Annotated in this window: 15 protein-coding genes and 3 rRNA genes; 5 read left to right on the forward strand and 13 right to left on the reverse strand. The window is 67.9% G+C overall.

Annotated elements, in window-relative coordinates; genetic code table 11:
* Nucleotides 1-31: 31 nt before the first annotated feature.
* On the reverse strand, nucleotides 32-1,297 hold the full coding sequence (locus HEB94_RS53445; protein WP_192749688.1) for an O-antigen ligase family protein: 1,266 nt from the start codon (nucleotides 1,295-1,297) through the stop codon (nucleotides 32-34).
* A 921-nt stretch (nucleotides 1,298-2,218) separates the two neighbouring features.
* Between HEB94_RS53445 and HEB94_RS10315 the strand changes: the two genes are divergently transcribed.
* The 3 genes from HEB94_RS10315 to rrf all read left to right on the forward strand — a co-directional run bounded on the left by HEB94_RS10315 (nucleotide 2,219) and on the right by rrf (nucleotide 7,509).
* A 16S ribosomal RNA gene (locus HEB94_RS10315) occupies nucleotides 2,219-3,733 on the forward strand.
* Between the two features lie 401 nt (nucleotides 3,734-4,134).
* Nucleotides 4,135-7,251: ribosomal RNA gene (locus HEB94_RS10320) — 23S ribosomal RNA — on the forward strand.
* 141 nt (nucleotides 7,252-7,392) lie between these two features.
* A 5S ribosomal RNA gene (gene rrf / locus HEB94_RS10325) occupies nucleotides 7,393-7,509 on the forward strand.
* The 16S, 23S and 5S rRNA genes sit together here, the layout of an rRNA operon.
* 275 nt (nucleotides 7,510-7,784) lie before the next feature.
* Here the strand turns inward: rrf and HEB94_RS10330 are convergent.
* The 6 genes from HEB94_RS10330 to HEB94_RS10355 form a co-directional block, all read right to left on the reverse strand.
* Nucleotides 7,785-9,119 (reverse strand): YibE/F family protein, encoded by a 1,335-nt coding sequence (locus HEB94_RS10330; RefSeq protein ID WP_337917581.1) that lies wholly within the window; start codon nucleotides 9,117-9,119, stop codon nucleotides 7,785-7,787.
* A gap of 142 nt (nucleotides 9,120-9,261) precedes the next feature.
* Nucleotides 9,262-10,986: an FAD-dependent oxidoreductase gene (locus HEB94_RS10335; RefSeq protein WP_192749689.1), complete on the reverse strand. Its 1,725-nt coding sequence runs from the start codon at nucleotides 10,984-10,986 to the stop codon at nucleotides 9,262-9,264.
* Between the two features lie 118 nt (nucleotides 10,987-11,104).
* Entirely contained in the window at nucleotides 11,105-12,586 is a 1,482-nt protein-coding gene (locus HEB94_RS10340; RefSeq protein ID WP_192749690.1) for a glycosyltransferase, read from the reverse strand.
* Nucleotides 12,587-12,629: 43 nt separating this feature from the next.
* The gene (wecB, locus tag HEB94_RS10345; RefSeq protein WP_192749691.1) at nucleotides 12,630-13,733 is read right to left on the reverse strand and encodes a non-hydrolyzing UDP-N-acetylglucosamine 2-epimerase; all 1,104 of its coding nucleotides are present in this window, start codon (nucleotides 13,731-13,733) and stop codon (nucleotides 12,630-12,632) included.
* On the reverse strand, nucleotides 13,730-14,914 hold the full coding sequence (locus HEB94_RS10350) for a glycosyltransferase (RefSeq protein ID WP_192749692.1): 1,185 nt from the start codon (nucleotides 14,912-14,914) through the stop codon (nucleotides 13,730-13,732). The genes wecB and HEB94_RS10350 overlap by 4 nt, the downstream gene beginning before the upstream one ends.
* Entirely contained in the window at nucleotides 14,908-16,701 is a 1,794-nt protein-coding gene (locus HEB94_RS10355) for a glycosyltransferase family 4 protein (protein WP_192749693.1), read from the reverse strand. Before HEB94_RS10355 ends, HEB94_RS10350 begins: the two co-directional genes overlap by 7 nt.
* Before the next feature lie 415 nt (nucleotides 16,702-17,116).
* On the opposite strand from HEB94_RS10355, the gene HEB94_RS10360 reads away from it, so the two are divergent.
* Nucleotides 17,117-19,198 (forward strand): glycosyltransferase family protein, encoded by a 2,082-nt coding sequence (locus HEB94_RS10360; protein WP_192749694.1) that lies wholly within the window; start codon nucleotides 17,117-17,119, stop codon nucleotides 19,196-19,198.
* A 20-nt stretch (nucleotides 19,199-19,218) separates the two neighbouring features.
* On the opposite strand, the gene HEB94_RS10365 is transcribed toward HEB94_RS10360, so the two are convergent.
* Nucleotides 19,219-20,226 (reverse strand): TerC family protein, encoded by a 1,008-nt coding sequence (locus HEB94_RS10365; protein WP_337917584.1) that lies wholly within the window; start codon nucleotides 20,224-20,226, stop codon nucleotides 19,219-19,221.
* A gap of 11 nt (nucleotides 20,227-20,237) precedes the next feature.
* Between HEB94_RS10365 and HEB94_RS10370 the strand changes: the two genes are divergently transcribed.
* Nucleotides 20,238-20,441 (forward strand): hypothetical protein, encoded by a 204-nt coding sequence (locus HEB94_RS10370; protein WP_192749695.1) that lies wholly within the window; start codon nucleotides 20,238-20,240, stop codon nucleotides 20,439-20,441.
* 260 nt (nucleotides 20,442-20,701) lie between these two features.
* Here HEB94_RS10370 and HEB94_RS10375 read toward each other — a convergent pair whose 3' ends face one another.
* The 5 genes from HEB94_RS10375 to HEB94_RS10395 are packed head-to-tail and all read right to left on the reverse strand — an operon-like array spanning nucleotide 20,702 to nucleotide 26,249.
* On the reverse strand, nucleotides 20,702-21,520 hold the full coding sequence (locus tag HEB94_RS10375; RefSeq protein WP_192749696.1) for an ABC transporter ATP-binding protein: 819 nt from the start codon (nucleotides 21,518-21,520) through the stop codon (nucleotides 20,702-20,704).
* Nucleotides 21,513-22,457, reverse strand: a complete 945-nt coding sequence (locus HEB94_RS10380) for an ATP-binding cassette domain-containing protein (RefSeq protein ID WP_192749697.1) — start codon at nucleotides 22,455-22,457, stop codon at nucleotides 21,513-21,515. The genes HEB94_RS10375 and HEB94_RS10380 overlap by 8 nt, the downstream gene beginning before the upstream one ends.
* On the reverse strand, nucleotides 22,454-23,368 hold the full coding sequence (locus HEB94_RS10385; RefSeq protein WP_192749698.1) for an ABC transporter permease: 915 nt from the start codon (nucleotides 23,366-23,368) through the stop codon (nucleotides 22,454-22,456). Before HEB94_RS10385 ends, HEB94_RS10380 begins: the two co-directional genes overlap by 4 nt.
* A gap of 9 nt (nucleotides 23,369-23,377) precedes the next feature.
* A complete protein-coding gene (locus tag HEB94_RS10390; protein ID WP_192749699.1) occupies nucleotides 23,378-24,388 on the reverse strand; it encodes an ABC transporter permease subunit in 1,011 nt (336 codons plus the stop codon).
* Between the two features lie 10 nt (nucleotides 24,389-24,398).
* On the reverse strand, nucleotides 24,399-26,249 hold the full coding sequence (locus HEB94_RS10395; RefSeq protein ID WP_192749700.1) for an ABC transporter substrate-binding protein: 1,851 nt from the start codon (nucleotides 26,247-26,249) through the stop codon (nucleotides 24,399-24,401).
* Between the last annotated feature and the right edge of the window lie 234 nt (nucleotides 26,250-26,483).

A 26,483-nucleotide genomic window follows, 5' to 3' on the forward strand; every position in this document is an offset into this window, starting at 1 on the left:
CAGCCGGTGCACCCCTCGCGTTTGCCGGGCGCTAGCTCGCGCGGCGCGCGGCGGGGATGACGCCGGGACGGGCCGGGATCTCGGTACCCGCGCCCGGCGCGGGCCTCCCGACGCCTGACACGAAGGACGTCACCTCCGCCTCGGTCGGGGTATACCGCTCCCGCGGCCAGACGGGCGGCCCGGGACGAGCCTCTCGGCGCCGGGCGACCTCGATGGTCAGGGTGATCGCGACCGCGGCGAACATCGGCCGGTTGTCGTTGATGTCGCCGGACACCATGGCGTTCAGAACGAAGAAGAGCGTCAGGCCCGACCAGATTGCACCGTCCCTCGACCTGCAGCACCGGCGAAGCCGCCACGCACTCACGGCGAGGAACGCAACGACCGCGAGCGCGCAGACCGCTCCCGCCTCCGCCAGGACCTCGACCAGGAGGTTGTGGGGGTACTGCGTCCAACGGTCGTCGAGCACCTCGCTCGGTCTCAGGTAGTCGACCAGGCTCCCCCAACCCACCCCTGCTGGGTGCTGCCCCGCCGTCCGGAGCGCTCCGCCGATGAGGTGGAGGCGTGCGCCGACGGACACGTCGTCGCCGGCGCCGCCCTGAACCACCCGGAGGAGCCGCTCCGCGGCCAGGCCGGCGTCCCGGCTCATCCACCAGAGCGCGAAGGGGAACAACGCGAGGACCGCCGCGATCCGGGCCTGGCGGCTGCTCGTCCCGTCGAGCCTGCTGCAGCCGACGAGCAGGAACGCCACGGCGGCGGCGAAGAGTCCCCCCCGCGAGCCGGACTCGACGACGGCCGCGGCCATCCCGAGCGCGCCGACGAAGAGCAGGGCGCGAAGAGGACGCCGGCGTACGAAGAACCCGAGGATCGCGAGGACGAGGCAGCCGGCGCCGGCCACCACGGTCCAGGCCGCCACCATCCGTCGACGTGGGGTGTCGACCACGAAGAACGGCGCCAGCGCCGCGAGCAGGGTGAGGGTCCACAGCTCGAGGACCTTCGCGTCGGCGTACGGGTTGGCGTCGGGGAACGGTGACGCGGGACCGTGGAGCAGCGAGGCCGGAACGAAGCTCAGCCACAGCAGGACGACCAAGGCGGCGTTCCGGGGCGCGGAGAGCCTGCGGAGGAACGCCAGGACGACCACGAGCACCGTGACCGCCGAGGCGATCATCGTCAGGTCGACCGGCAGCCAGGCGAACGCCGCTGTCCCTTCGACGTAGCCGGCGAAAAGCAGGCCTATGAGGAAGACCGGGCCGATGAGGTCGCGTCCCGGCATCCGGAAGCGCATGGCGCGCTCGTGCACTCCCCCCACCCCACCCCACCCCACCCCTACCCGAAGCCCGCTCGACGGTAATGCAGGAAATCCCGTCGAACCCGGCGGATGCGGAGGAAAGTGACGACACAGCGCGAGCACTCGGCTCCACGTGGTCAGTGGGGGTTGGGCGGTGTGTGCCGAGTGGTCTCGGGCCGGCGTCGCCCGCGTTGTCGTCCGGGTGACGGGTGTTGGGGGGAGATCGGGAATCAGCCCGTGGGCCGGTCCCGTTGTCTCCTCCTGGTGCGCGACGGCGCGGACCGCGCGATGACGGGGTCCGGCCGGTCGGCAACGAGCTGGTGTCCACCGGCGGGGACACGCCGGACGGGCACGCTAGACCCCCAAGTTGACCATGGCGCCACAGGCATGTAACTTCTACGAGTCGCTGCGAGAGCGGGACGCCATCAGGCGGCCGGACCAGCGGCAATCTCCTCCTTGATGATCTTCGGGCAACGCGCTTTGGCGCGCCATCCGAAGGCTGTGAAGGAGGGGGAACGGCCCGAAACACCCCGATTTGACCGGGTTGCGGAACGGCCGGTAGCCTTAGGAACGTCGCTGAGAGCGCGGGACACCGAGAGGTGGCCGGACCGGCGGCTTCTCCCACCAAGTCAGTTCGGAAGCTACTTCGGTGTTTCCGGGTGCGTGTGGGGGGAAATGTTCCGCACAACCCGAGTTTGACTCGGGAAGTCGGAACAAGTAAAGTAGAGGAGTTGCCCTGGTTCCGGGCTGGTAGGTCTGGGGCTGGGAAGCGTCTGATCCTTGAGAACTCAACAGCGTGCCGAAAGTCGATGCATAAGTTTGTCCCCGTCTGGGATGCTGGTGCATTTATGTGCTGGTGTTTCGACGGATTCCTTTGGTATGCAGGCGACCTCTTTTGGGGTTGTTTGTTTGCCGGGATGTTTTCTCCAGTTTTCAACGGAGAGTTTGATCCTGGCTCAGGACGAACGCTGGCGGCGTGCTTAACACATGCAAGTCGAGCGGAAAGGCCCTTCGGGGTACTCGAGCGGCGAACGGGTGAGTAACACGTGAGCAACCTGCCTCTAGCTCTGGGATAAGCCCGGGAAACTGGGTCTAATACCGGATATGACTCTTGCTGGCATCGGTGAGGGTGGAAAGATTTATTGGCTAGAGATGGGCTCGCGGCCTATCAGCTTGTTGGTGGGGTAATGGCCTACCAAGGCTTTTACGGGTAGCCGGCCTGAGAGGGCGACCGGCCACACTGGGACTGAGACACGGCCCAGACTCCTACGGGAGGCAGCAGTGGGGAATATTGCACAATGGGCGAAAGCCTGATGCAGCAACGCCGCGTGAGGGATGACGGCCTTCGGGTTGTAAACCTCTTTCAGCGGGGACGAAGCGCAAGTGACGGTACCCGCAGAAGAAGCGCCGGCCAACTACGTGCCAGCAGCCGCGGTAACACGTAGGGCGCGAGCGTTGTCCGGAATTATTGGGCGTAAAGGGCTCGTAGGCGGTTTGTTGCGTCGAAAGTGAAAATCCGGGGCTTAACTCCGGACTTGCTTTCGATACGGGCAGACTAGAGGTAGGCAGGGGAGAGTGGAATTCCTGGTGTAGCGGTGGAATGCGCAGATATCAGGAGGAACACCGGTGGCGAAGGCGGCTCTCTGGGCCTTACCTGACGCTGAGGAGCGAAAGCGTGGGGAGCGAACAGGATTAGATACCCTGGTAGTCCACGCCGTAAACGTTGGGCGCTAGGTGTGGGGGACTTCCACGTCCTCCGTGCCGCAGCTAACGCATTAAGCGCCCCGCCTGGGGAGTACGGCCGCAAGGCTAAAACTCAAAGGAATTGACGGGGGCCCGCACAAGCGGCGGAGCATGTTGCTTAATTCGAGGCAACGCGAAGAACCTTACCTGGGTTTGACATGCAGAGAAATCTCGTAGAGATACGGGGTCCGTAAGGGCTCTGCACAGGTGGTGCATGGCTGTCGTCAGCTCGTGTCGTGAGATGTTGGGTTAAGTCCCGCAACGAGCGCAACCCTCGTCCTATGTTGCCAGCGGGTAATGCCGGGAACTCATAGGAGACTGCCGGGGTCAACTCGGAGGAAGGTGGGGATGAGGTCAAGTCATCATGCCCCTTATGTCCAGGGCTGCAAACATGCTACAATGGTCGGTACAATGGGCTGCGAAATCGTGAGGTGGAGCGAATCCCAAAAAGCCGGCCTCAGTTCGGATCGGGGTCTGCAACTCGACCCCGTGAAGTTGGAGTCGCTAGTAATCGCGGATCAGCAACGCCGCGGTGAATACGTTCCCGGGCCTTGTACACACCGCCCGTCAAGTCATGAAAGTCGGCAATACCCGAAGCCGGTGACCCAACCCTTGTGGAGGGAGCCGTCGAAGGTGGGGCTGGCGATTAGGACTAAGTCGTAACAAGGTAGCCGTACCGGAAGGTGCGGCTGGATCACCTCCTTTCTAAGGAGCTTTTCTGGCAGCGCGTGAGTGTTGTCCAGGGCGCCGTTGTCTGGCCGAGTGTGTCAGAGCGGTGAGCTCATTAGTGGAGCATCGGCTAGTGGGTATCCGTCCAGGGTGTGCCCGCCGTAGTACTGCTCACGTCGCTTCTTGTGGTGTGGGTGTGGAAATGGTGGGTGTGGTTGGGTGGTGCTGAGGCACGTTGTTGGGTCCTGAGGGATCAGGCCATGTGGTTTGTGGTTGTGGTTTCTTGGTGGGTCTGCCCTGCGTTCGTACGGCCATTCTTCGTCTGTGGTTTGGGTGTTGGGTGGTACGCGGCGGTTGTGGGTGGGTTTCCGTTCGTATCTTGAGAACTGCATAGTGGACGCGAGCATCTTTTTTGCCGAGACGTTGTGTGTCTTGTGAGACAAGTTAGTAAGGGCACTCGGTGGATGCCTTGGCACCAGAAGCCGATGAAGGACGTAGGAGCCTGCGAAAAGCCCCGGGGAGTTGGCAACCGAGCTGTGATCCGGGGGTGTCCGAATGGGGAAACCCGGCTGGAGTCATGTCCAGTCACCGGCGCCTGAACACATAGGGCGTTCGGAGGGAACGCGGGGAAGTGAAACATCTCAGTACCCGCAGGAAGAGAAAACAATTGTGATTCCGTGAGTAGTGGCGAGCGAAAGCGGAAGAGGCTAAACCGTGTAGGCGTGATAGCTGGTAGGCGTTGCCTATGCGGGGTTGTGGGATCGTCCGGTCGGAGCTACTGATCCGGCAAGGAGTGATAAACCATCGCGGAAGTCGAAAGGTCTGGAAAGGCCTGGCATAGCAGGTGATACCCCTGTAGACGTAACGTGATGGCTCCTGGACGTTTTCCCAAGTAGCACGGGACCCCTGAAATCCTGTGTGAATCTGGCGGGACCACCCGCTAAGCCTAAATACTCTCTGGTGACCGATAGTGAACCAGTACCGTGAGGGAAAGGTGAAAAGTACCCCGGGAGGGGAGTGAAATAGTCCCTGAAACCGTGTGCCTACAATCCGTCGGAGCGGTCCTTTTGGGCTGTGACGGCGTGCCTTTTGAAGAATGAGCCTGCGAGTTAGTGGTACGTGGCGAGGTTAACCCGTGTGGGGAAGCCGTAGCGAAAGCGAGTCCTAATAGGGCGTTGAGTCGCGTGCTCTAGACCCGAAGCGGAGTGATCTACCCATGGGCAGGGTGAAGCGCGGGTAAGACCGCGTGGAGGCCCGAACCCACCGGCGTTGAAAAGCCGGGGGATGACCTGTGGGTAGGGGTGAAAGGCCAATCAAACTCCGTGATAGCTGGTTCTCCCCGAAATGCATATAGGTGCAGCGTCGCGTGTTTCCTACCGGAGGTAGAGCACTGGATGGTCTAGGGGGCCGACAAGCTTACCGAAATCAGCCAAACTCCGAATGCCGGTAGGTGAGAGCGCGGCAGTGAGACTGCGGGGGATAAGCTTCGTAGTCGAGAGGGAAACAGCCCAGATCACCAGCTAAGGCCCCTAAGCGTTCGCTAAGTGGAAAAGGATGTGGAGTCGCAGAGACAACCAGGAGGTTGGCTTAGAAGCAGCCACCCTTGAAAGAGTGCGTAATAGCTCACTGGTCAAGTGATTCTGCGCCGACAATGTAGCGGGGCTCAAGCGAACCGCCGAAGCTGTGGCATTTGCGTATTTGTTCGGCCGTGTCCTTCGGGGTGCGGTCCAGACGCGTGGATGGGTAGGGGAGCGTCGTGTGGCGTGTGAAGCGGCGGGGTGACCCAGTCGTGGATGCTACACGAGTGAGAATGCAGGCATGAGTAGCGAAAGAGGAGTGAGAAACTCCTCCGCCGAATGACCAAGGGTTCCAGGGCCAGGCTAATCCGCCCTGGGTAAGTCGGGACCTAAGGCGAGGCCGACAGGCGTAGTCGATGGACAACGGGTTGATATTCCCGTACCGGCTTTGTCGCGCCCATGCTGAGTCCGGTGATGCTAAGCGCCCGATCCTGGGATGACCTTTCGGGGTTGTTTCGGGTGAGCGCGTGAACCGATCCGGTAGTAGGCAAGCGATGGGGTGACGCAGGAGGGTAGCTCTACGCGGCGATGGTAGTCCGCGGGCAAGGGTGTAGGGCGAGGCGTAGGTAAATCCGCGTCTCTTGTGCTTGAGACCTGATGCCGAGCCGATTGAGGCGAAGTGAGTGATCCCATGCTGCCGAGAAAAACCTCTAGCGAGTGGCAAGGCCGCCCGTACCCCAAACCGACACAGGTGGTCAGGTAGAGAATACCAAGGCGATCGGGCGAACCATGGTTAAGGAACTCGGCAAAATGCCCCCGTAACTTCGGGAGAAGGGGGACCGGATCCGTGAGGGGACTTGCTCCCTGTAGCGGTGAAGGTCGCAGAGACCAGGCCCAAGCGACTGTTTACTAAAAACACAGGTCCGTGCGAAGTCGCAAGACGATGTATACGGACTGACGCCTGCCCGGTGCTGGAACGTTAAGGGGACCGGTTAGACCTTCGGGTCGAAGCTGAGAACTTAAGCGCCAGTAAACGGCGGTGGTAACTATAACCATCCTAAGGTAGCGAAATTCCTTGTCGGGTAAGTTCCGACCTGCACGAATGGCGTAACGACTTGGGCGCTGTCTCAACCATGGACCCGGCGAAATTGCATTACGAGTAAAGATGCTCGTTACGCGCAGCAGGACGGAAAGACCCCGGGACCTTTACTACAGCTTGGTATTGGCGGTCGGTTCGGTTTGTGTAGGATAGGTGGGAGACTGTGAAACCTGGACGCCAGTTCGGGTGGAGTCAACGTTGAAATACCACTCTGATCGTATTGGCTGTCTAACCTCGGTCCGTTATCCGGATCAGGGACAGTGCCTGGTGGGTAGTTTAACTGGGGCGGTTGCCTCCCAAAATGTAACGGAGGCGCCCAAAGGTTCCCTCAGCCTGGTTGGCAATCAGGTGTCGAGTGCAAGTGCACAAGGGAGCTTGACTGTGAGACCGACAGGTCGAGCAGGGACGAAAGTCGGGACTAGTGATCTTACGGTGGCACGTGGAAGCGCCGTGACTCAACGGATAAAAGGTACCCCGGGGATAACAGGCTGATCTTGCCCAAGAGTCCATATCGACGGCATGGTTTGGCACCTCGATGTCGGCTCGTCGCATCCTGGGGCCGGAGCAGGTCCCAAGGGTTGGGCTGTTCGCCCATTAAAGCGGTACGCGAGCTGGGTTTAGAACGTCGTGAGACAGTTCGGTCCCTATCCGCTGTGCGCGCAGGAGACTTGAGAAGGGCTGTCCCTAGTACGAGAGGACCGGGACGGACGAACCTCTGGTGTGCCAGTTGTTCTGCCAAGAGCACCGCTGGTTGGCTACGTTCGGGAGTGATAACCGCTGAAGGCATCTAAGCGGGAAGCACGCTTCAAGATGAGGTCTCCCACCGGGTTAACCGGGTAAGGCCCCCAGTAGACGACTGGGTTGATAGGCCAGATGTGGAAGCGAGGACGAAAGACTCGTGGAGCTGACTGGTACTAATAGGCCGAGGGCTTGTCTTCACACTCTCATGTTTTTTCGTCGTGTTGGCTTGAAAGATTGTGCGTCCACTATGCGGTTCTGAAGGTACGGGCCGGATCCATCACTCACCCCAACGTTTGTTGTGGTTGTTGGGTGTGGTGGGCCTGATATTTTCATAGGGTTACGGCGGTCATGGCGAAGGGGAAACACCCGGTCCCATTCCGAACCCGGAAGTTAAGCTCTTCAGCGCCGATGGTACTGCAGGAGGGATCCTGTGGGAGAGTAGGACACCGCCGGACATTCTTTCGTTGAGGGCCACCCCGCATGGGGTGGCCCTCAACGCATTTCTGGACCCTTTTTCCGGGGAGAGCTGCCGGTCCAGGGCGCTGCCCCAGGTCCAGTAGTCCCGGCCCAGCTGGTTGCGAAGTCCGCAGTCCAGCCGCGTCGTGGATCCTCGCCTGCCGGATCCGCGCTTGGTGACGGAGCTCGCGGTGCTCCCACCTATGGAATCGCGGTGCTCCCACCTATGGAACCCCCACCGTCAGTGGTGCGGAGACTCAGAGGACGCGGAGACTCAGAGGCTGTGCCTGCTGCCGGCCTGATGGCTGGGCGCGGCGATCGTGTCGTGATGGCGGCCGCTCACGGACTTGACCACGATGACGCCCACTGCGGTGGTGATGGGGATCGCGAGGACCAGGCCGATGGAGCCGACGAGGGTGCGCACGACCTCCTCGGCGAGCTCACCGCTGGTGAGGCTGGTGAGGAACGGCCGTTCGTACAACGTGATCAGTAGGAAGATCGGGAGTGCGGCGCCGGCGTAGGCGAAGGCGATCGTGTAGACCGTCGAGGCGATGTGGTCGCGGCCGATCCGCATGGCGCCGCTGAAGAGCCGCCGCGCGGGGAGGTGCGGTGACAGCTCGTGCAACTCCCAGACGGCAGATGCCTGGGTGATGGTGACGTCGTTCAACAGCCCCAGGCCCGCGATGACGATGCCGCACAACACGATCTTGGACAGGTCGAGCCCATTGGTGGAGGACAGGAGCAGGAAGCTGTCGTCCCCGCCACCGAGCCCGGTGAGACGCGCCGCATCGGTCGCCCACCACGCGAGCACGGCGGTGAGGGCGAGACCGAAGAGAGTGCCGATGAGGGCTGTCGTCGTCCGGGTGGAGAACCCGTGGGCGAAGTACAGCACCACGAACATGATCGCCGAGGCGCCGGTGAGCCCGACCAGGAGTGGTGAGGTCCCCTCGAGCATGGCCGGCAACATGAAGAAGGCGAGGATGAGGTAGGCGAACCCGAGGCCAAGCAGCGCCCGGAGCCCGCGGAACCTCGCCACGACGATGACCACGACGGCATACGCGATCGCGATTGCCAGCATCGGCACACCGCGGACGAAGTCGACGAAGGCGTAGTAGTCGGTCTTCGAGCCCTCCGGCCCGACCGCCACGTGTAACAGACGCATCTGGTCACCGGCGGAGACGCCGGCGCGGTTGATCTCCGGTGGCAGGTCGACCTGGATCCTGTCGTCAGCCTTGGGCCCGGTGTCGAGTCGCACCTGGGCCCGGACGCAGGTCACGCTGCCATCGCCGTTCGGACCGGGCCCGGAGTCGCCGCTCGGGCACCGGAACGTCTGCAGGGCGCTCACGGTGCCTTCCACGACGGTCCCGCCTGGGGCGTAGTAGGTAGTGTCCAGCCGTCGGTCCTCGGGGCCGTGGCCGTGTGGCCAGAGCAGCACGACTCCGAGCGCGGTGATGATCCCGAGGGGTACGACGATCGCGGCGAGCAGGACCGACGCCCGCCGGCGGGTCCACGCGGCGGCCGGAGAGGTCGATCCGGCGTGCGTGCCATGGTGGGTGTGGTGGAAGTGGCCACGCGGCGGGTTGGGTTCCGGCGGCATCGGGCTCGTCACCGGGGCAACGGTAGACGAGGCCACTGCACGTGGTCGTCAGGTGGAGCCGCGGGCGTCGGGGCGGGCCGCGACCGCGGAGCGCGATCGACCGGTGACGGGATCAGTCGCTGATCAGTCGGGGACGCGGCGCTGTCCGGCGGTGCTATCTGGCGGAGCTACCGGGCAGTTGCCAGCTGCCGCGTACCGAGGCCGGCCAGGACGTCGAGACACCCTGCCCGGCCAGCACGGTGTGCAGCTCCGCCATCCGGGAGTTCTGGACAGTGCGAGGATCGGTCTTCTTCGTCATGCAGAACGCCGCGACGATGCCGGCGGACTCGCCGATGTTCCACTCCGTCGGGTGGACGCGGTAGGCGCCGTTCGTGACGTGGGTGGTGCCGAGGCACTTGCCGCCGGCCAGCAGGTTGGAGACGTTCGTCGGGATCAACGCCGAGAGCGGGATCTGGTAGGGGTAGCAACGCCGCCACAGGCCGCTGCTGTCTCGGGCGCCCGCGTGGATGTCGAGCCAGTAGTGGCCGGTGCCGACCGAGTCGGCGAACTGCGCGGCCGCGCCCTTGGAGTCGGCCACGCCCGTACGGTCCACCCGGTTGTCGACGCCGACGTGCCACTCGAAGATGCGGGCGATCGAGCGGAGCCGGCGACCTTCGCGGACGTAGGGCGCCTTCGCGATCCCGTCGAGTGTGCCGGATACGTCAGGCCGCAGCCGCAGGGCGGGATAGCCGGTGCCCGAACCGTCGCGGCGCGGAACGTCGTTCTGCAGGTAGTAGAGCATCGACAGGGAGAGTTCCTTGGCGCGCCGGATGTTGTCGGCCTTCGTCACCGCGTCGACGCCGGCCAGGGCTCCGGACTTGAAGTCGTTGCAGGCGAAGTTGAGCAGTCCCACCTCCTCGAGGAGGGAGTCGGCGGTGAAGCTGCGCAGGGCGGCGATCCGGCGGTACTGCCAGAAGTTCGGACCCGCGTCGTAGGCGTGGTCCCTCGTCGGGTCGAAGAGGTTGCGCGCGAAGAAGTCGTGGAACGTCGGCAGGTGGGTCGCGTAGCTGGCCGGCTTGGCGATTCGGTGCTCGCCGCCGGTGCGGGAGTAACCGACCGCCAGCACCATCGTGAAGGCCTGCTGGTCCATGAGGTCGGCGCTCGGGTGCGGGTTGCTGAGCTCTCCGGTGCCCCCGGTGGACTGTGGCCCGCCCTGTTCCCGGCCGATGGTGTGATCGGCCCTGGTGAGCGGAAGCAGTTCCCCGAGGTCGGTCGCGTCGATGAAGTAGGACCCGATGGCGAACCGGGTGGCGTCGTCGGGCCCCTGGAACGCGATGGCCAGCACCCGGCCCCTGACCACCGTGGCGCTCACCGGCCGGTGCTGGAACAGCACCTGGAGCCTGCCGGTGGCGATGTGCGGCATCAGGAGGTTCCAGATGCAGGCGCGCCAGGCAGCGGGGTCGGCGGCCAGCCGGGACGACCAGGCGGCGCCGGGGTTGGGTTCGCCGGCCGCCCTGAACTCGGCGCTGACCGGGTAGTTGGCCCGGTAGAGGTCGCGGACGGCGGCACGAAGCTTCCGGTACGACGCGGTCTGGCCGTAGGCGCCCGCGCTGGGTTCGATCCAGCGGTGCTCGTCCGGTGGGACCAGCTGGGTGGTGAACTGTCCGCCGATCCAGTCGGTCTCCTCGGTGAGCAGCACCGTGGCGCCCGTGCGCACCGCGCCCAGGGCTGCCGCGACACCACCGATGCCGCCGCCCACGATCACGACGTCGGTCCGGAAGGTGCCGACGGTCGGCACGTCACCGGCCGCTGCGGCCGCTTCGGGACGGGTGAGGACGACGGCCCCGGTGGCTGCGGTCGCCATGGCGCCGCCGAGCAGGCCCCTGCGCGAGACCGACATTCGCCTTCCACCCTCCCTCTGACCCATCGCCCGGGCGCACCGGTCCCGTCGGGAGGTGCCATCGGGATCTTGCCAGAAGGCGGGCAGGGGTGCCGCGTGGCTTCGGCCACGCCTGAGGTCAGCGGGGCGTCTCCTCCTGGGGCGCGCGTGGGGATCCGGCGGTGACGTCGCGTCCCCAGTTCTCCGGCCAGTGGTAGGCCTCGTGCGCGATGGCGAGCCGCCGGGTGCGGTAGGCCGGTGAACTGCGGGGCAGCAGATGCTCGACCGGGTGGTCGCCGCGCAGAACCTCAGGATCGAGTTGGTCGGTGAGGATCGGCCGGACCGCGAGCGGGCGGGTGGGGCCGGGCGAGGGCAGCCGACCCAGGGCTCGTCGTACGGCGGAGGTCGCGGACGGGCCGATCGCCCGCATCACGGCGGCTCGGGTCTCCAGGTCGACGGTGCGGAACCGCTCGGCCGGTGAGGGCCGGTGTCCCGGGAAGTCGGCCAGCCCCATGAGGAGTTCGGCGGTGGCCGCCGCCCCCGAGGGGACCGGCAGCGCCTCACACGCGGCGGTGAGGTCACGACGGACGGCGGGGTCGAGCAGGCGTTCACACGCGCCGGCCACGTCGTCCGGGGCGTCCTCCCGGGCGTGCAGGGAGAGCCCGGCCTTTGCCAGGGCGAGCGAGCGCGCCAGCTGGTCGTCGGTCGCGGTGGCGGCGTTCGGGACGAGCAGCGTGGGGAGCCCGGCCGGCAGGAGTTCGTGGACGGCGTTGTAGCCCGCCGCGCTCACCGCCGCGTCGAACGCCGACAGGTACTGCGCGAGGGGGTAGACGTCGACGAGTTCGTGGACGCGGGCGGCCTCGGCGGGCGGCAGGCCGGTCCGCGCCAGCGGCGCCCGGGTCACCGCGACCTGCCACTCCGGCCGGGTGAGGAAGGTCCGGATCGCCGCGAGTGCCGGCGTCACGGCGTCGTTGATGGAGCCGGCGCCGAGGGTCACCAGCGCGGTCGGGCGGTCCGGGTCCAGTCCGAGGGCGGCGGCCGCCTCGGCGCGCGGGAGGGCCGAGCCTTCCTGCCGGACCGTGATCGGCGGGACCCGTACGGCGTCGGTGAGCCTGGACGTCGCGCCGCGGTCTGCGCTCTGGGCCAGGTCACCGGGTTCGATCACCAGGTCGAAGAACGGCGCGGCCGCGAGGGCACGCCGGTTGGCGCCGGGCCGCCACATGCCGCGGCGTACCCAGACGAACGCGACGTCGGGATGGACGGCGCGCGCCCGCAGCAGACCGAGATAGGGCGCGACGCCGTCGAAGACGAAGACGCCCGCCCTGGTCTCACCCAGCAGGGCACTGACCCGGTGGGCGAGGTAGCCGTGCCAGGACAGGTGCGGCATCCAGTTGCGGTGGTGGCTCGGGCAGTACTCCGCCCGCAGCCCGTGCCGACCGACGACGTGGACCGCCTGCGACAGCGAGAACACGATCGGCTCCACCTGCTCCACGGCGTCCGTCCGCGCCTCGGGCCCGCGTAGCGCGAGGGCGACGGCCGCCTGCCGGGCCAGGTGCCCCATGCCGGTGCCGTTGCTGGTGGCGAGGACGACTCGGCGGATCCCGGAGACTCGCTCCTCCATCACTGGACCATCACTCGACCCTCACTGGGCACGGACTCCCGGATCAACGCGCGGTCGCGTCGTCGCCGGCCCGCTCGGCGAGCCACGGGACCAACACGTCGGCGATGCGCTCGCCCGCGTGCCCGTCCCACAGCGGCGGCACCGGCCAGGTCGCGGGACGGCCCCGCTCGATGGCGGCCCGGAGTTCGTCGGGGAGGGTCTCGGCCCGCACCAGCCGGTTGGTGCCGTGCGTGATCGTCGCCGGGCGTTCGGTGGACGGCCGCAGGGTCAGGCAGGGAACGCCGAGGACGGTGGTCTCCTCCTGCACGCCGCCGGAGTCGGTGAGGACGGCGACCGAGCCGCGGACGAGGGACATGAAGTCGACGTAACCGAGCGGGTCTACCACGCGGATGCCCGGGTGGTCGGCGAAGCCGAGGTCGAGCAGCCGGGCCCGCCCGCGCGGGTGCAGCGGGACGAGGATGGGCACCTGGTCGGCGCACTTGTGCATCGCGCGGACGAGGGTGAGTGCCTGCGCCTCGCTGTCGACGTTGCCGGGACGGTGCAGGGTGGCCACGGCGTAGGGCCCGTCGAGTCCGTGCGCCGCCTGCGCGGGCGCGGGGTCGAAGCGGTCCAGGTGCTTGAGCAGGGTGTCGATCATCGGGTTGCCGACGAGGTGGATCCGGTCGGCGGCGACGCCCTCACGGGAGAGGTGGCCGATCGCCTCCGGGCTGGTGGTGAAGGCGAGGTCGCACAGGGCGTCGGTGACCTTGCGGTTGACCTCCTCCGGCATCGTCATGTCGAAGCTGCGCAGGCCAGCCTCGACATGGGCGATCGGCACGCCGATCTTCGAGCAGACCAGCGCCGCCGCCAAGGTGGAGTTGACATCGCCGTAGACGATGACCAGCTCCGGCCGCTCGGCGGTGAACAGCTCCTCCAGCGCCACCATGACGGCCCCCGTCTGGCTGGCATGCGAGCCGGAACCCACACCCAGATTGACGTCTGGCCGCGGCAGGTCGAGCTCGCGGAAGAAGACCTCGGACATCTTGTCGTCGTAGTGCTGTCCGGTGTGGACCAGGCGTTGGCCGACGCCATGGCCGGCGAGTGCGGCGAGGACCGGCGCGGCCTTGGGGAAGTTGGGGCGGGCGCCGGTGATGTGCACGACGGTCACGGTGTCGAACCTCCTGAGTCGAGCCACGCGCGGACGGCGGCGGCGAAGGCGCCTCCGACACGGGCGGGGGTGATGCGGGCGGCCGCCTGCACGGCACCCGCACGGGCCTGGGGACTGGTCAGCCGGCGGCTGGCCAGGTCGAGCGCGTCGAGCAGGCCGTCGGGGCCGGTGCCGTCGTAGTGCACGGCGTACGACGACGCGAGGTGTGCCGTCGCGCCGGTGTCGTCACGGACGACGACCGGCAGGCCGAAGGTGAGCGCCAACGCGAGCGCACCGGAGTTGAGCGGCCGGCGGTAGGGGAACACCGCCACGTCGGCGGCGCGCAGGTAGACCTGCATCTCCTCGTCGGGGATCTTCCGAAGCGCGGCGTAGGCGGTCGGGTGGGTCAGCAACCGGTCCTGGAACGCCTGCGTCTCGGGGTCGCGACCCGGCGGGCCGGCGACGAGTAGCGCGTGTCGGCCGGGTTCGCGCGCGCCGAGCCGGTCGAAGGAGTCGAGGAGTTCGGTCAGGCCCTTGTAGGGCTGCACCCGCCCGAGCAGCAGGAACACCGTCGCGCCGGCGGCGATGCCGAGCTCGGCCCGCGCCTGCTCACGCGTCATCCAGGACGGATAGGCGTCGTGGTAGGCCGGATGCGGCACCGACAGCAGCTTCTCCTCCGGGATGTCGAAGAACGGCGCGACGACCTCCCGGGTGCGCGGACTCATCACATGCACCCGCTCGGCGGCCGTAACCACACCTTGCCGAAGCTCCGCGTCCAACTCGGGATAGCGCGTCTCGTGCGGAAGGACGTTGTGCACCGTCCAGACCAGCCGGACGCCGAGTTCCTTCAGCTCACCAAGACCGTCGAGGAATCCCTTGGCGAGCTCGCGGGCATGCGTCTCGTCCTTGGCCTTGGCCAGCACGAAGTTGAGCCAGTGCAGGTGGACCACGAGGTCGAGGCCGCTCCCGGCGACCGCCGCGGCGACGTCCCGGGTGGTCGCGGTGTCGTACGTCGGCAGCGGGGTGAGACCGGCCGTGCGCAGCCGGGAGTACAGCAACTCCTGGAACGGGTTGCCGCGGCTGACGGGGTAGTAGGCCAGCAGCCCACCGCGGTCGCGGGTCCAGTCATGGTCGGCCAGCGCGCGCAGGGCGTCGTCGGCCGCGAGCTCGGGTTGCTGACCGAGCCGCCGGGTGATCAGCATGCCGGCGCCTCCCGGGTCGCGGTGGAGGAGCCGGTGGAGGAGCCGGTGGGGGTCGCGGCGGCGTCCGCCTGGCGTCGCAGGATCTCGTCGTAGGCCGACTCGAACGCCTGGGCCACGGCGTCCCATGACCGCTCGGCGGCGACCCACGCGGCGGCACTGTCAACCAGGCGTTGCCGGGCCGGCTCGTCGTCCATCAGCCGGGCGGCCACGGTGGCGAGGGCGGCCGGGTCGCCGGTCCGGAAGGTCTCCCCGCGTACGCCGGCCTGTCCCGCGGCGGCCTGGCCGAGTGTCGCGTCGGAGCGGCCCGCGTCGGCGCCGACGATCTCCGCCAGCGCCGGCAGGTCGGCGACCAGCACGGGCACCCGCATCGCCATCGCCTCGAACGGCTTCATCGGCGAGACCATCCGGGCTGCCCGGTCGTCGACTCGCGGCACCACGAACAGGTCGATCTGCGCGTAGTGGCCGGCGACCTCCTCGAACGGCACGTTGCCGGTGAAGACCACCTGAGCGGCCACACCGAGCCGGGCCGCGAGGCGTTCGAGTTCGGCCCGTCGGCTGCCGTCGCCGACCAGCAACCCGGTCACCGGCCGACCCTGCGCCCGCAGCTTCGCCACCGCCTCGACCAGGACCTCCTGGCCCTCCCGCGGATGCGACAGGTTGCTCACGTAGCCGAGGGTGAACGTGTCGGTCAAGCCGAGCTTGCGGCGTAGCTCGGGGTCGCGCTCGCGAGGCGTGAAGCGCGTCAGGTCGACGGCGTTGGGCACGACCCGCACCTTCTCGCCGGGAATGCCGTGTCGGTCGACGATCTCCTCGCGCATGGGGCCGGAGAGCGTGAGGACCAGAGCGGCCGCGCGCATCATCCGGGTCTCGGTGGCGAACCGGCGTTCGTAGTACTCGCTGTTCTCGGCGTAGCGGGCGTCGTCGGTCCAGGTTGTTTCGAAGAAGCTGCGGACCTCGTACAGCCAGGGGATTCCCGCCCAGCGGGCCACCGCGTCACCGGCCAGGGCGGACTCGTAGCCACGGTGGCCGGAGGACACGTGCAACAACGCCGGGCGTTCGCGGGCGACCGTACCCGCCAGCATGCCGGCGGTCAGGTCGACGTACTCGTCCAGCGCGAGCGCCCGCAGCCGTCGGCCGGCGTTGGGGAGCAGGTGGTGGTAGGTGACCTCCTCGACCACGCTCCGGCTCGGCGGGTCCTCGATGCCGAGCACTCCGGGGAACCCGGGCATGGTCACTCCGAGGATGTCACGCCCGGCCCGGACCAGCGCCTGCAGCGACTCGTGGGAGCGGGTGCAGAAGCCGTTGTGGAGGAAGGGCCGGGATTCCTTAGCGAGGTAGAGGACGCGACCCGGCCGGGGTGAGTAGGCGTACGGCGCGGGCGCTGCGACCACCGGCTGCCAGCGCGGATCGGTCTCGCGGGTCCGGCCGAGGACGGTGCGGGCGTGGCTCCAGTGGGCGGCCTCGCCGGTGGTCACCATCCGGCGTACGGCGTGCTCGGCCGCCTCGGTGAAGGCTCCGCGCTTCAGGGCGATGGTGGTGGCGAGCTCGAGCGCCTTCGGGTCGGCGGGGTCACGCCGGAGGACGGCCTCGACGTGCGTGGCGGCCTCGTCGTACTCCTGCGCGCCGAGGCTGGCCCGCGCGGTGCTCAGCCCGGTGCGGGTCGCGACGGCGGTGCTGCGGCCGAGGACCGCCCGCTGGACCTGGCGCATCCGCTTCTTGGTCTGGGGGGAGAGTCGCTTGCGGGCGAGCGCGGCGGCCCGGCGGGACAGCTGGTCCCCGAGGCTCATGGCTGCCCTCCCAGGCTCGTACCGTCGGTGTCAGGGGCCGAAGCCCAGCCCGCTGTCGGTGCGGGGCACGGCGGCATCAGCTTGCCAGGTGCCCCCGGAAGCGCGCCACGACCGGTCAGATCTCCTGCCGGACAGGGTAGGCGTCACGCTGGGTAGCCGGGCGGGTGGGTCCGGCGTCTGGATCGTGTCGATCCGAGGTGGGTCGGGTGCCGTCGACGGCGGCCGAGGTGGCTCCGCGTAGTCCCTGGATGCCCCCGCGCAGTACCACGTGGCGCCGTTTCCGGGCCGCGGGATCGGGAAATGTTCGACGGCGGTGCTCGGCAACGGAGGGGAACGTCCCTATGCTCCCTGTTTCGTGGCTGACGACACGTCTCACGGCGCCCACCAGGTTCACACGGCATCCCAGAATGGAACCGTGCAACCGGTCGGCACCAGCAGCGTCATTCTCCTGCGCGACCCCGACTGGCCGTCGCGGCCCGGGGTGTGTTGTTGGCGCGCGAGTGTTCACGACGTCTTCACCGGCTTCGGCTTCGATGTTCACCAGCTCACCTGGGCCCCGCCGGCCCCGGCGCTGGTGGAGTCGAACACCTCGGCGCCGATCGCGCGGGTCCCCACCGTCGCCGGCGTGGCGGTCCGGTTCGTGGGCCGGGCGGCCCGGGCGGGCGCGTTCGCGGCGGCCCGGCGGGCCCGGGCGACCGCCCGCAGGTTCGGGCACGAGGTCGACGTCCAGGTGTCCCGCCGGCGGGTCGGCGGGCCGACGGCCGGGCGAGGCCATGTCGCGGTCACCCGCCCGACCAGCGCACCCGATCCGCAGCTGGCCGCGCTGGCCGGCGCCCGGCTGGTGCTCGCGGAGTCTCCCGCCGCGGCCCTCGCCGCGGTCGACTCCGGCGTTCCCGCGGCCTCGGTCTGGCTGTTCGCCGTACCGTCCGAACGCGCGGCCGCCGGCGAGCCGGTGACCTGGGCCGGACCGTTGCGGGAGGCGGCGCCCCTGATCGGCGGGCTCGTCGCGGACAGCCTCGACGCCGCCGGTGTCCTCGAACGCGTCGCCGGCCCGGTGCGGACCGTGGTCATCCCCCCGTTGGCCTCGGACCGGGCCTGCCTGACCTGCGGCGGCTCCTCGGACACGCCGCGGGCGGCCGAGCCGCTCGGCGACGAGGACGTCGCGCCCACGGACGTGCCCGGCCACCTGGCCCTGTGGCGCGCCCTGCTCGACCAGGCCGCGAGCGCGGAGGGTCCGCGGCCGACGGCGTACACCTACCCCGTCCAGCGGCTGCGAGGCGAGGGCGGGCCGTGGGTGGCACCGCTCCTGGACTCCTGGGGCGGCGAGCCCTATCCCCGCACGGGTGACCCGGCGCAGGAGTGGACCGCCGCGGCCCAGGAGGCCGGCGCCCGGCAGCTGCTCGCCGCCCTGCCGCCGGTCGAGCAGGGGGAACGCCCGAAGGACGGCACGTCGCCGGTCCGCGTCCGCGTCTTCGGCTTCGACATGAAGTTCATGCGCGACCTCGCGATCCGGCTCGGCGAGCGGTCCGACCTCGACGTCGCCGTCGACGAGTGGCGTACGGCGGGCGCCAAGAACCCCAACATCACCGAGAACCTCGCCCGGTCCGGCCAGGTCCTGGTCGCCGAGTGGGCCCGCCCGAACGCGATCTGGCTGTCGGAGACCAAGCGCCCCGACCAGCGCCTCGTCGTACGCCTGCACCGGTTCGAGATCGACAGCGCCTATCCGGCCAAGATCCAGATCGACGCCGTGGACGCGGTGGTCTACGTCGGGCCCTACATGGGCCGGCGGATCCGCGACGAGCTCGGCTGGCCCGTGGACAAGCTCGTCTACGTCCCCAACTTCGTCGACGCGGCGGCGCTGGACCGGCCGAAGTTCGACGGTGCGCGGTTCACGCTCGGCATGGTCGGGATCACGCCCAGCCTCAAGCGCTTCGACCTCGCCCTCGACCTGCTGGCCGCGCTGCGGCGGGAGGATCCCCGCTTCCACCTGCTGGTGCGGAGTCAGATGGGCTGGGCGCACAAGCCGTCCTGGGAGCGCCCGGAGGAACGCCACGACACCCAGCGCAGCCTCGAGCGCATCGAGAAGGACCCGCTGCTGCGTGGTGCGGTGGTGTTCGACGCCTACGGCCGGGACATGGCGTCGTGGTACCGCAAGGTGGGCCACATCCTGTCGCTGTCGGAGGTGGAGAGCTTCCACGCGGGCCTCGCGGAGGGGATGGCGTCCGGAGCCGTGCCGGTGATCCGCGCGTGGGACGGCGCCGCCGAGGCCTACGGTGCGGAGTCGCTCAGTGGCTCGCTCGACGACGCGGTGGCCCGGGTGCTGGAGGACGCCGACCTCGCGACCTGGGAACGCCGTTCGACGCGGGCCAAGGAGGAGGTCCGGCGTCGCTTCGATCCCGACCAGGTCGTGGCCGCCTGGGTCGACCTGGCCCACGGCCGGACGGAGGAGGCGCGGGCCCGCTTCGCGAGCTTCGCCGACCTCGCGCCGCGGCCGTAGGGTCCCCCGGCACCGGCTACTCACCCAGCCCTGCCGGACTCCTCCTGGGAGACGGCCTTGGTGGAGCGATCTCGGGTCGAGATGTGGCTGGTGAGAGTGGTGAGGGCAAGGACGCCGACGATCACGCCGAGGGAGAGCAGGGTGGGGATCTCCGGTATCGACTCCCAGTGCAGGTGTGCCCAGTGCAGGCCAAGCTTGACACCGATGAACGCCAGGATCACCGCGAGCCCGTAGTTGAGGTGTACCAGCCTGGTCAGCGCTCCCTGGAGCACGAAGTACAGCGCCCGTAGGCCGAGGAGCGCGAAGGCGTTGGTGACGAACACCAGGTACGGGTCACCGGTGATCCCGTAAACAGCGGGCACGGAGTCCACCGCGAAGACCACGTCGATCGTCAGCACCGCCACGACGGCCAACGCGAACGGTGTGAGTGCCCGGCGCCCCTTCACTCGCCCGAACATCCGCGGTCCCTCGTACTCGGGCGTGACCGGCATGAAACGTCGGACGAGCCGCACGCTTCGGATGGCGTTGACGTCCATGTCGTGGCCCGGACCGGCCGCCGCGTCCTTGAGAATCTTCACCGCGGTGACGAGGAGGATCAGGCCGAAGACCAGGAACGCCCAGTCGAACGCCGCGAGTGCGGCCGCGCCCAGCCCGATGAACACCCCCCGTAGGGCCAACGCGCCGACGATCCCGTACAGGAGGACCCGCTGCTGCAGCTCATGGGGAACAGCGAAGGCCGTCAGCAACAGCAGGAACACGAAGAGGTTGTCGACGCTGAGCGACTTCTCCACCAGGTAGCCGGTCAGGTACTCCAGGCCACGTGTGGAGTCGTACTGCAGCCACACGTAGGCACCGAAGGCCAACGGGAGGGCGACGTAGAAGGCCGACCAGCCGAGTGCCTCGCGCATCGACACCTCGTGCGGGCGCCGCGTGAGGACGAAGTCGAGTGCGACCAGGCCGAGGACCGCGGCTATCGTCACCAGCCACAGCGTCGGCGTCCCGATGGAGTCGATCGTCCCGCCGGTCACCAGATGTCCTCGTGCCGGTGGACGTCGCGGCCACGCCGACGACCGGGCTCAGCCCGGCGCCGGGACCAGCACGAGAGAAGGTCGGAGGCTACTCGCCAGACGAGCCGGCCACCCCAGACGACGACCCCGACCATGGCGAGAACCTCGACCAGGGCCTCTGCCGTCGCCAGCGGAAGTACGAACCCGGTCCCGCCATCGGGACCACCGTCTCGTGAGTCGGAGCGCACCAGCCCTGCGTAGGCCAAGGGCTTGAGTGCGGGGAATGCGGGGAATACGGGGAAATCGACAAGCGCCACATGCACGGTTACACCCCCATCGGTCGAATCGTCCGATGAAGGTCTTCCTCAGCGTGCGCTCCACGCGCCGGGCGGCGAGCCGGGGTGACGACGCGTGGCTAGGAGGTACTCCCCTTCGCTGTCACGCTAACAAACCATCGAACCGGTCACCAGTGCTCACCTGGCCCGACCGGCGCGCCTCAGGTGAGCGGACCGGTCTCCCACTTCACGTCCGGGTCGGGGATCGGGATCGAGCTGATCAGCAGCTGGGAGTACTCGTGCCGCGGGTTGTCGATGACCTCGCGGGTGTCGCCGCGTTCGACGATCGAGCCCTGGTAGAGGATGCAGATCTCGTCGCCGATCTGGTACGCCGTGGACAGGTCGTGGGTGATGTAGAGGAACGAGATCCCCTGCTCGTCGCGCAGCCGCAGCATGATGTCCAGGATCAGTGCGCGCAGGGACGCGTCGACCATCGACACCGGTTCGTCTGCCACGATGAGGCGGGGCTTGAGCAGGTAGGCACGGGCCATCATCAGCCGCTGCCGCTGGCCGCCGGAGAGCTGGTGCGGGTGCTTGTCCAGCACCTCCGCGCCCCGCATGCCCACGACCCGCAACGCGTCCTCGGTCAGCTCCCGCGCCTGCGCCTTGGAGGTCGCGAGGCCGAAGCGTTTGACGGCGAGGTCGAACACGTGGCGGATGCGGTAGAAGGGGTTGTAGACGCCGAACGGGTCCTGGAAGATCGCCTGCACCTCGCGCCGATAGGTGAGGAAGTCTTCCTTGTCCAGGCTGCCCACGTCGCGGCCCCGGTGCAGGATCTGACCGGAGGTCAGCGTCGTGAAGCCCAGGATCGCGTCTGACAGGGTGGTCTTGCCGCTGCCACTCTCCCCGGCGATCGTGGTGATCGTCGCCGGTGCGTCCGGCAGCGTCAAGGAGACGTTGTCGAGGGCGGTGGTACGTTCGCCGGCCTTCTCGTAGACCTTGGTGGCCGAGCGGACCTCCAACAGCGGCGAGTCAGACATCGGCGCCCACCTGGCCGGCGCCGAGGTCGGAGTTCGCGACGAGGTGGCCCGGGCCCACCTCGATCATCGGCGGTGACGGTCGCCGCGTCCGCAGGTCGGGAGTGTGCATCTCCTTCACCACCAGGGGTTTGCGTTCCCGCACCGACGGGATCGTCGCGATCAGATGACGGGTGTAGGGGTGCCGCGGGTCGCGGAAGACGTCGCGGACGGTGCCGATCTCCACGATGTTGCCGGCGTACATCACGGCGATCCGGTCCACGAGCTGCGCCTGCAGCGCCATGTCGTGGCCGATCAGGATCATCGAGCTGTTCAACCGCCGCTTGACGTCGAGCAGGGTCTGGGCGACGGTGCGTTGCACCACCACGTCCAGCGCGCTGGTGGGTTCGTCCGCGATGATCACGGAGGGCTCCAGCGCGATCGCCATCGCGATGCAGACGCGCTGCTTCATGCCGCCGGAGAGCTCGTGCGGATACAGGTCGTAGACCCGTGCGGGCAGATGCACCAGCGAGAGCAGGTGGAGGATCCGTTCCCGCAACTGTGCGCGCGGCTGCCTGCCCTCGTGGGTCTCGATCGCGTCCGCGAGTTGGCGGCGTACCCGCAGGACGGGGTTGAGCGAGTTCATCGACCCCTGCGGGATGAGGGCGATGTCGCGCCAGCGCCGTGGGCGCAGCTCGGCCTCGGACATCGCGAGCAGGTCGGCACCGCCCAGCTGCACCGACCCGGCCACGATCCGTCCCGGCGGGCTGGTCAACCGCAGGATCGCCATCGCCACGGTCGACTTGCCCGAGCCCGACTCACCGACCAGGCCGAGGGTCTCGCCACGCCCGAGGCCGAAGTCGACGTCGTTGACGGCGATCACGTCACCGCCCGACGTGCGGTAGTGCACCCGCAGGCCCGATACCCGCAGCGCGGGCTCGGAGGAGGTCTCGTCGTTCACGCCTTCGCACCTCGCAACCGCGGGTTGGCGACCTCGTCCAGCCCGATCGCGATGAGGAACAGCCCGATGAAGATGACCATCAGGACCAGGGTGGGGAAGCCCCACCACCACCACATGCCGCGCAGGATGGCCGAACCGGAGATCGCGTTGGAGACCGTCATGCCGAGGGTGGGGATCCGCTGCGGACCGAGACCGAGCGCCTCCAGACCGACCGCGGCGAGGATGCCGCCGGAGCAGGAGCCGATGAAGCTCGCCGCGAGGTAGGGCAGCAGGTTCGGCATCATCTCCTTGAACATGATGTCCTTCGTGGGCAGCGCCGTCAGCCGGGCCATCCGCACGTACCCCTGCTCGCGCATCGACAGCACCTGCGCCCGGATCAGCCGGGTCGGCCCCGCCCAGGCGAAGAGCGCCACGATCAGCGCCATCGTGGTGACGTCCATCTGCCGGACGTACGCCGAGATCACCACCAGGATCGCGAGCGTCGGGATGGTGAGTGCGGTGTCGGACAGCGTCCGGATCACCGCGTCGACGGCGCCACCTCGGTAGCCGGCGGCGAAGCCGAGGACGATCCCGATCACCATGCTCGTCACCCCGACGACCAGGCCCACCTGCAGCGTGGTCGGCCCTCCCACGATCAGCAGGGCCAGCAGGTCGCGGCCGCTGTTCTCGGTGCCGAGTGGATGCGCGAGGGAGCCGCCGGGCAGCCAGAACGGTGGCAGGTTGAGCGGTGAGCTCGCCGCGCGGGCCAGGGTGGTGTCCCAGAACAACCGGCCGATCAGGGTGAGCACGAGGACGCCGACGACCATGCCGGCGCCGACCAGGAGCTTCCGGTTGGCCCACGGGGAGGTCGGGCGTCTGGTGTCGGGTTCCTGCGCCTGCTCCTGGATCTGGGTGACGGCGGTCGGGTCCATGGCCGGCCGTCACCTCCTCTCGTAGGAGATACGGGGGTCCAGCAGGGGATAGATCAGGTCGATGAGGAGGACCGCCGTGACCGTGGTGAGGATCAGGATGAAGACGATGCCCTGCATCACGGTGTAATCGGCGTTGGAGATGGCCTGGTAGAGCAGCGCGCCCATGCCGGGATAGCCGAAGAGGTACTCCACCAGCACGGTGCCGCCCACGATGCCGCCGATGCCGAGGACGAGCGCGGTGACCTGCGGCAGGATCGCGTTGCGGATCTCGTACCTGAAGAGAATGTCGAGTGGCCGCAGACCCTTCGCGCGGGCCAGGGTGAGGTAGTCCTCGCCCGCGACGGTGACCATCATCCCGCGCATGCCGAGGGCCCAGAAGCCCATGCTCGCCAACACGATCGACAACGCGGGCAGGGTGCCGTGCTGGACCACGCTGTTGACGAACGCCAGGCTGATCCCGGGAGACAGGTCGCTGCGGTAGCCGCCGGAGATCGGGAACAGCCGCAGGGTGAAGACGAAGACGTAGATCAGGACGATCCCGAGGATGTAGAAGGGGATCGCGGTGAACGTCAGTGACAGCGGCAGGAAGACCCGCAACAGCCCCGGCGTACGCCGCCACGCCATCAACGCGCCGATCACGCTGCCGGCGAGGAACGACAGGATGGTCGAGACGGCGAGCAGGCCGATCGTCCACGGCATCGCCCGGCCGATCATCGTCCCGACCTCGGCCGGAAACTGCGACAGCGAGTAGCCGAAGTCGAACGTGACCATGCTCCGCAGGTAGCTGAGGTACTGCACCAGGAGCGGGTCGTCCAGCCCGAACCGCTCCCGCCACGCCGCCACCAGTTGGCCGCTGCCCTCGACGTAGCCCGCCTGGGAGGTGATCCGGGTCACCATCGCCTGCACGGGGTCGCCGGGCGCGAGCCGTGGGATGAAGAACATCAACGTCGCGCTCGCCCAGATGGTGAACAGGAACATCCCCACCCGGCGGACGACGTAGCCGGTAGTCAGTCCGCGCACGAAGGGCCCCTCACTGCGCGTTCGTGGGCCGGAGGCGATGGATGATCTTGTGTGCGTTGCCCCAGTCGAGGGTCGGCTGGAGGTAGTTGTCCTTCTGTGTGGCCCAGCCGGTCCAGTACGTCGTGTCGAAGGCGTAGAGCTTGCGGGCGTGCGCGACCGGGAGGAACGGTAGGTCGCGCAGCCAGACCCGGGCGGCGGCGAGGAACGGCTTCTCGATGCCGGGGTCGCCGAGTGGCAGGTTGGCGATCTGGTCGACGCTTCGGCTGTAGTCGTCGTTCTTCCAGCGGACGGCGTTGGAGGTCGACCCCTTGCCCACGGGCACCACCGCGCGCGACTGGAACAGCTGCATCGAGAACCACGGCTCGGTCACCGAACCGCACGCGCTCCAGTCGGCGGCGCCCTCGAACCTGCCGTTGTTGAGGTTGTCGCCCCAGATGCCGCCCGCCAGCTTGCGCACGGTCGCGTTGATGCCGACCCGCTGCAACTGCTCCCCGATGACCTCGGCGTACCGCCAGATCTCGATGAAGTCGGTCGGTGCGTCGATCTGGATCCGCAGCTCCTTGCCGTCCTTGGTGTAGTAACCCTCACCGCTGCGGGTGTAGCCCTTGGACTCGATGATCCGCTTCGCCTCGTCCGGGTCGTGCCGGGTGATGGGGAACTCCTCGAAGAGGCCGGCCTTCTCGATCAGGTCGACGTACTCCTGCATGGGCGGATAGTCGGGGAAGAAGAACCGCGCCGGCGTGGTCGTGCCCTCGTAGGCGATCCGTACGATCTCGTCCCGGTCCAACGCGTGGTTGACGGCCCAGCGCATCTCCCGGTCGTTCCACGGCGCGACCGCGTTGTTGAGGGAGAACAGTCTGGTGCAGGGGTCGGGCCAGGCGTAGGGCTTGGCCGGCAGCCAGGAGATCACCTCGGGGTTACGGGCTCGCAGGCTCTCGAACGCCCCGGCAGTGAGGTCGGCGACGCTGTCGAGTTGGTGGTCGGAGGCGCGGGCCACCCGGATGTCCTCGGTCTCGCTGACCACCCACTCCAGGCGCTCCGGCTTCGGCAGCGGCATGAAGCCGGTCTTCGCGCCCCACCAGTCGGCCCGGCGTTCGTAGGTGAACTTCGTCGGGCTGGCCGAGGTCAACCGGTACGGACCGGTGAACACCGGCGACTTCCCCGCCTCGTAGTTCTTGAACTTGGCCGGGTCCTTGCCCTCCCACACGTGCTGCGGCACGATCGCGAGGCTGCCGTGGATCTTCACCGAGAAGTAGTCGAGCTGGAAGCGCGGGTTCGGCCTGTTGAGGGTGAAGCGCACGGAGGTCTTGTCGATCTTCTCGACCGACTTGACCCAGTCCTTCATGGCGGCCGCGTTGTTGAGCTCGGCGCCACCCTTGAGCAGCAGGTTGATCGTGAACACGATGTCGTCGGCGTCGTAGTCCTCACCGTCCGACCACTGGATGCCGTCCCGGACCTTGAGCGTCCAGACCGTGCTGGTCTCGTCGGGGGTGAAGGACTCCCCGAGCCAGGGCTCGGTCTCGCCGCTCTCGTAGTCGAGGATGAACAGCGGCTCCATCAGCGCCTGGTGGAACCCCGCGTTGACGGTGAACCCCGGGACGAGCGGGTTCCACAGGTCCGGGCTCTGGACCCGGCCGCCGTGGAAGTCGAAGACGACCGTCCGGGCTCGTACGCCGCCACCTCCGGCGCCGCCCGGACCGGGCGCGCCGCCACCACCCGCCCCCTCGCCCTCGCAGGCGGTCAGCAGCGGGATGAGTGGACCGGCCGCCGCGCCCGCGACGGCGGTCCGCCACAGGAAGGACCGCCGCGAGAGCGAGCCGCGCGGGTCGGAGGTCTCCTGCGTCGTGTCGATCTGCGTCATCGCCCCGGCCTTCCAGTTCAAGGACTCCTGCGGCGGTGCCAAGCGACCGCCGAAGCTGTCACTCGCAGGAAGACTGAGCGGGCGATGATCCCGAGTCAAGGAAGATCGCCACCCTGGCCAGACCAGATCCGGTATCGGACGGACACCGGGCGTGAACGACACAGGTCACGGATGGGCCGAGGATGACATTTCAGTCTCGGTGGGTTACCAAGATGATAACTTTTCTCTAACTTC

Origin of the sequence: Actinopolymorpha pittospori (assembly GCF_014873875.1) — a bacterium.
Classification (GTDB): Bacteria; Actinomycetota; Actinomycetes; order Propionibacteriales; family Actinopolymorphaceae; genus Actinopolymorpha; species Actinopolymorpha pittospori.